The sequence below is a fragment of the Bartonella sp. AP57NXGY genome (genome assembly GCF_042195805.1).
Classification (GTDB): Bacteria; Pseudomonadota; Alphaproteobacteria; order Rhizobiales; family Rhizobiaceae; genus Bartonella.
Genome location: NZ_JBHIOZ010000023.1, coordinates 12,718 through 19,467, shown reverse-complemented (window position 1 = coordinate 19,467; position 6,750 = coordinate 12,718). Strand labels below are relative to the sequence as shown.

Genomic DNA, 6,750 nt, shown 5'->3' with positions numbered 1-6,750 from the left:
GTTGGTTGAACAACGTGAGTTGACGCAGTGGTTTTTCAAAATTAGCGACTTTAGTGAAGATCTCTTGGCAGGGCTTGAAGAGCTGAACCAATGGCCGGAAAAAGTTCGCACCATGCAAAAAAACTGGATTGGAAAATCACAAGGTTTGCTGATTCGTTGGGCCTTAAAGTCGGCGGGTGATGCTGATGATGTTTGTGAGAAATTTGATGAGGTTGTTTGTTATTCAACGCGTCCTGATACACTGTTTGGCGCTTCCTTTTTGGCTCTGTCTGTTGATCATCCTATTGCACAAGCTTTGGCAAAAAAAGACAAAGCGTTGAGTGCTTTTATTGAAAATTGTCGGTGTGGTGGAACGACAACGGCAGCACTTGAAACAGCTGAAAAACAAGGGTTTCTCACGCCCCTTTTGGCTGTTCATCCTTTCGATTCAACAGTACATATTCCCGTTTATATCGCGAATTTTGTGCTTATGGACTATGGAACAGGGGTTGTTTTTGGTTGTCCAGCTCATGATCAGAGAGATTTCGATTTTGCGCGTAAATATGATCTTCCAATAAAACCCGTGGTTTTGCCAAAAGGAGAGCAAGCAGAAGATTTTGTCACACCTGAAACACCTTATACGGGTGATGGGGTGATGATCAATTCCAGTTTTTTGGATGGTTTGACACCCCGACAAGCTTTTGAAGAAGCTGCTAAAAAGCTTGAAAAACAAATGCTCAATGGGCAACCGCAAGGGAAGAAAACAGTGCAATTTCGTTTGCGTGATTGGGGGATTTCACGTCAACGTTATTGGGGGTGCCCCATTCCGATGATCCATTGTACAACTTGTGGGGTTGTTCCTGTTCCACGTGCCAATTTACCGGTTGTGTTGCCTGATGATGTTACTTTTGATCAACCAGGAAATCCTCTTGCACGACATGAAACATGGCAAAATGTTACTTGTCCTTCCTGTGGTCAACCTGCCAAACGCGAAACCGATACCATGGACACATTTGTTGACTCTTCTTGGTATTATGCACGCTTTACGGCTCCTTTTGCGCAGGGACCTGTTGACAAACAAGCAACAGCTGAATGGTTGCCTGTGCAACAATATATTGGTGGAATTGAGCATGCCATTTTGCATCTTCTTTATGCGCGCTTTTTTATGCGTGCTATGAAATTGGTCGGTCATGTGACGGTAGATGAGCCTTTTAAGGGGCTTTTTACCCAAGGGATGGTGGTGCATGAAACCTATCGGGATGATCAAGGGTGGGTTTCTCCAGCAGAAATTTCGATTGTTGAAAAAGATGGAAAGCGGTGTGCTTATAAATTAACCGATCAAAGTGAAGTGACGATTGGTTTGATTGAGAAAATGTCAAAATCAAAAAAGAATGTCGTTGATCCTGATGATATTATTGCATCTTATGGCGCTGATACTGTGCGTTGGTTTGTGTTGTCAGATTCTCCTCCCGAGCGGGATGTCATTTGGACAGAATCTGGTGTTGAAGGTGCACATCGCTTTGTACAGCGTGTTTGGCGCCATGTGGCTGTGAGTGCTTCTATTTTAAAGGATGTGGCGCCTTGTGCAGGGCATCAGGGAGCGGCTTTGGAACTCTCAAAGGTCGCACATCGCACGCTCCACGCTGTAGAAGATGATTTGGAAAAATTCGCTTTTAATCGGGCTATTGCACGCCTTTATGAATTCTTGAATATTATGGCGCCGTTGTTAAATAGGATAGAAAGTGTTGACGATGAAATGAAAGCTTCTTTACGTCAAGCTATGGATTTTTTTCTTGCTATGATTGCACCCATGATGCCCCATTTAGCAGAAGAATGTCATGCTGCTTTAGGGGGAAAAAATTTAATATCTGCGCTTGCTTGGCCTATTTATGATCCCACGTTAACCGTTGCGGAATGCTATACTTTGCCAGTACAAATTAATGGTAAAAAACGTGGTGAGGTGAGCGTTGCAGCAACTGCTGATGAGGTGATGATTAAAGAAGCGGTTTTGGCGTTAGATTTTGTAAAGGCGCAGCTAATTGAAAAGCCTGTGAAAAAAATCATTGTTGTTCCACAAAGGATTGTGAATGTCGTTTTTTAGAAGTTCTATTCTTGTCATTTTAGCTGGTGTATTCACACTGTTGTGTGGATGCAAAGTTGAACCGCTTTACCGTCAAGAGTTGCAGAGTGCAATGACAATGGATTCTGCTTCTTATGGGAATCCTGCTTCTGGATACCCTTCTGGACAAGCTTCTTTGGGATTAGCGCAAAAGCTTGCTTCTATTGTTGTGGAAGAACCTTCGGATCGTTTTGGACAAATGGTGCGCAACCATCTGCTTTTTCTTTTGTATGGAAATGGTGCTAAACCTTCTCTACCTGCTTATCAATTGGCATTACAGATATCCGTCTTTACAAGAGAATCTATGCAGATAGAGGTTGATTTCGAGAAAAAGAGAAAGGGACGACCTTCTGTTGGAACTGTTATGAGCAGAGCTTCTTACACTTTGCAGGATATGAAAAATACTCTTGTTGCAAAAGGAACAGCAATGATGAATGCATCTTTTGAGCGACTTCGTCAAGAATATGCAACGCTGCAAGCAGAAGAAGATGCAAAAAAACGTGTTGCGGAAGAGTTGGCTGAACAGATCTTTTTGTTACTTTCAAAAGATCTTTCCAATAAAAATTCTAGATATTAAGCAATATTTTGTCCTGTTTTTTTCCAGTCGTCGAGGAATATTTGCAACCCTTTGTCGGTGAGAGGGTGTTTGACCAGTGCTTTTAAGATTGCTGGTGGAACTGTTGCAATGTCAGCACCACTGAGTGCTGCTTCTTTGACATGATTAACGGTGCGGATTGAAGCGGCCAAGATTTGTGTTTCAAAGTTATAGTTATCATAAATTGTGCGAATTTCATGAAGCAGTTCACTTCCATCATTTCCACAATCATCAAGTCTACCAATAAAAGGTGAAACGAATGTTGCGCCTGCTTTGGCGGCTAATAAGGCTTGATTGGCAGAAAAACAAAGTGTGAGATTTGTTTTTAGTCCTGCTGCTGTGAGGGCTTTACAGGCTTTTAATCCATCGAGTGTTAAAGGAAGCTTGATACAAATATTGTCGGCAATCTTTGCTAAAACAGCTGCTTCTTTCATGATGCTTTCAAATTCCGTTGCTGCAACTTCAGCAGAAACAGGTCCGCTAACGAGAGCACAAATTTCTTTTGTAACATCAAGAATATTGCGTCCTGATTTTAGGATAAGAGAGGGATTGGTGGTAACACCATCAACAAGGCTTAAATTCTGTAACTCTTGAATTTCTTCAATATTGGCGCTATCCACAAAAAATTTCATCTCTAACCTCTTCTTTTTAGCTTTATCCTATTTTTTGTTATGCGCTATTGTTGACTGCAAAAGCAAGAGAAAGAATTAATATCTGTGTAAAGAACAAGAATGCTATGGTGTTAATCATGTACCCGTTTTCGGTAAAGAAATATGATTTATCGTTTCCACACCCATTTCATAGTGTTACTCGTGATAAGGTATAGAATTCATTGCGTACCAACATTTTTGCGTATTGGCATCTTTGCGTAGCGGTGTTTTTATATTTATGGAAATAAGCTAGCATTATCAAACACTTTGCTCATTTCCTATTTGCGATTGCTCTTGATATTTGAGAGTGCATCATAAGATACCTTCCTTTTTTAGGGGGTATGTTTAACTTTGTTTTTGATGAAAGCGGATGGATTTATTTTGTCGTAAAACACTGTTGAAGAACGCCTGTAAAATTTTACGCATGAAGGGTTTTTTTATGGTCAATTACATTGATTTATTCTGTGTTCTCCATTCTTCAACAATACGCTTTTGTGCTGCTTGTATTGTTGCTTGATTCTCAATCAAGCTGAAAGATGTATACACGTGTTTTCACGTTTTGGCACAAAGCCAAGGTGAATATTGTAACGGCTCCATTTGCAATATTATTCTCCCTATAATTAAAATCATGGGATACTCTTTCATCAATAAGGATTTACAAATGTTCCTCGATGGGGTTGAAATGAGAAAAATTCATCGTATTGAGGGTTTTATTACAATAGGTAAAATGATGATTATATCTTTATAAATCAGTTTGTTGAAGATAAATTGAGATATGAGGCGGTAAAAAAATAAAAGTGTGCGTTGGGAAGAAGTCATACTATGGGATCGCTTTGTTGAAGGATGCACTTAACCGATAGCATGTTGAATGCTTAATAGTGATGCGCTTTATTTGCACAGAAGAATGGCGCTGTTTTTTTTGCTATAGAGTTTTTTATTATAGACGATGAGATTGGTTCTTTTATTGGCACTTTGGTGATGAAATGAGTATTAAAAAGAATTTTTGTTAGAAAAGTGTTGTAATCGGGGGGATTGAATCCTGCAATGAATTTTATAAGAGTGTTTAAAGATTAAGGTTTAGGCCTGTTGGTGTTCAATAGGTCGTAGATTGGTTTAAAAGATGAATTCAAACATGATAGAGGAAAAGATTGTATCCGTATTGGTTCCTCTTCCTGTTGCTCACGCTTATAGTTATAAAGTTCCATCTTCTATGGAGGTGAACGTTGGTTCCTTTGTTCGGGTTCCGTTGATGGGGCGTGAGCTTTGCGGTTTTGTTGTGGACGTTGGAGAGCAGACAGCCGATGGGCAAAAGTCTGCTCCTGTGGCGCGTGAAAAATTACGCTCTCTGCTTCATGTTTTTGATTGTCCCCCATTAAAGGCAGAAATGATCACATTTTTGCGTTTTGTTAGTCGCTATACAATGGCACCTTTTGGTCTTGTAGCACGATTGGTTTTGTCGGTACCGGCTGCTTTAGAGCCGGAAGCGCAGATGCTGGGTTTGCGATATTGTGGTGGAAATGTAGAACGTCTCACACCAGCGCGATCACGGATTTTGGAATTGGTGCGTAATGAGAAGATATGGACACGTTCTGGTCTGGCACATGCGGCTGGAACTTCGGTTTCTGTTGTTGAAGGTTTAAAAGCGCTAGGAATTTTTGAAGATGTTAAGGTTCCTGCTCCTGATCTTGTGGCAATGCCTGATCCTGATTTTTGTCCCCCTCAGTTGCAGGGAGCGCAAAATGAAGCAGCAACATTATTGCGGGAAGGTGTTTTATCTTCTCAGTTTCAAGTTTTTTTGCTTGATGGTGTTACCGGATCAGGAAAGACGGAAGTTTATTTTGAAGCGGTCGCTCAAGCTTTCAAAGGGGGCAAGCAGGTTTTAATTTTATTGCCGGAAATTGCTTTAACTCAGCAGTTTTTAGATCGTTTTTATGCACGTTTTGGCGCTGCGGCAGCAGAATGGCATTCTGATCTGACGCCACGTCGTAGAGAACGCGTCTGGCGGCAAGTTGCAGAAGGGCGGGTGCGTGTCGTTGCGGGGGCTCGTTCGGCACTTTTTCTTCCCTTTCATGAGCTTGGCTTGATTGTTGTCGATGAAGAGCATGATAGCGCTTATAAACAAGAAGAGCGCATTTTTTATCATGCGCGTGATATGGCTGTTGCACGGGGCTCTTTTGAGCATTTTCCTGTTATTTTATCTTCAGCAACACCGTCGATTGAAAGCCAAGCCAATGTTTTAAAAGGGCGTTATCAAAAGGTGCATTTACCTTCCCGTTTTAAAGAAGTTGCACTTCCACAGTTGCGGGTGATTGATATGCGCCAAGGAGGAGTGCAAAAGGGGCGCTTTATTTCCTTTGCTCTTGAAAGGGCTTTAAAACAAACGCTTGATAAGGGCGAACAAGCTCTTCTTTTTCTTAATCGTCGTGGTTATGCACCTTTGACTTTATGCCGAATTTGCGGACATCGTTTTCATTGTACCGATTGTTCAAGTTGGTTGGTCGAACATCGTGCGCAAGGGCAACTGAAATGTCATCATTGTGGATATCATGAACCACTTCCTGAAGCCTGTCCTGAATGCGGGACATTAGATCATCTTGTGGCTTGCGGACCGGGTGTGGAAAGAATTGCCGAAGAAACACAAATGCTTTTTCCTCAAGCGCGATCATTGATTCTTTCAACAGATCTCAAAGGAGGGATTGGGAAGTTGCGAAGCGAATTACAAGCCATTGCAAATGGCGATGTGGACATTATTATTGGAACACAGTTAGTCGCTAAAGGACATCATTTTCCCAAGCTCTCTCTGGTTGGTGTTATTGATGCTGATCTTGGTCTTGCCAATGGCGATTTACGCGCAAGTGAACGTACCTATCAGCTGCTTTCTCAAGTTACCGGAAGAGCAGGGCGTGTGGGATTGAAAAGTTTAGGATTATTGCAAACTTATCAACCAGATCATCCGGTCATCAAAGCCTTACTTGCATGCCAGCCAGAAGATTTTTACACACGTGAGATTGCAGCACGTCAGCATTATCATTTGCCTCCCTATGGGCGGCTTGCCTCTTTGATCGTGTCTGCACAACAGCGCCAAGCAGCAGAACATTATGCGCGCGCATTGCGTCAGGCAGCGCCACGGGAAAAAAATATCTCGGTTATGGGACCAGCAGAAGCGCCTTTGGCTTTGGTTCGGGGGCGTTATCGTTTTCGGCTTTTGCTGCAAGGACAGCGTTCTTTTGATATACAAGGGTTTATACGTGCAATGCTTAGCGGTACACCCAAAATGCCCAGTTCCGTTCGGGTTCAAATTGATATTGATCCGCAAAGTTTTTTCTAAAACCAGTATCGCATAAGTGAAGATCTCTTTGCTTAAGGTGCTTTACTTGAACTCTTATATTATTCAGAATAAGCATCCA

The 6,750-nt window shown here is 41.8% G+C and carries 4 protein-coding genes; 3 read left to right on the top strand and 1 reads right to left on the bottom strand.

The window, feature by feature from the left end:
* Both leuS and lptE read left to right on the top strand, forming a co-directional pair.
* Window positions 1–2,080 (top strand): leucine--tRNA ligase (gene leuS, locus ACFIL8_RS04290; RefSeq protein WP_375688991.1); only part of this gene is annotated, 2,080 nt, incomplete at its 5' end.
* On the top strand, window positions 2,067–2,675 hold the full coding sequence (gene lptE, locus ACFIL8_RS04285; protein WP_375628707.1) for an LPS assembly lipoprotein LptE: 609 nt from the start codon (window positions 2,067–2,069) through the stop codon (window positions 2,673–2,675). The genes leuS and lptE, both read left to right, overlap by 14 nt.
* On the opposite strand, the gene fsa is transcribed toward lptE, so the two are convergent.
* A complete protein-coding gene (fsa, locus tag ACFIL8_RS04280) occupies window positions 2,672–3,325 on the bottom strand; it encodes a fructose-6-phosphate aldolase (protein WP_375613172.1) in 654 nt (217 codons plus the stop codon). The genes lptE and fsa overlap by 4 nt on opposite strands.
* Before the next feature lie 1,150 nt (window positions 3,326–4,475).
* On the opposite strand from fsa, the gene ACFIL8_RS04275 reads away from it, so the two are divergent.
* Window positions 4,476–6,671, top strand: coding sequence for a primosomal protein N' (locus ACFIL8_RS04275; protein WP_375688989.1), 2,196 nt, complete (start codon window positions 4,476–4,478; stop codon window positions 6,669–6,671).
* Window positions 6,672–6,750 lie beyond the last annotated feature (79 nt).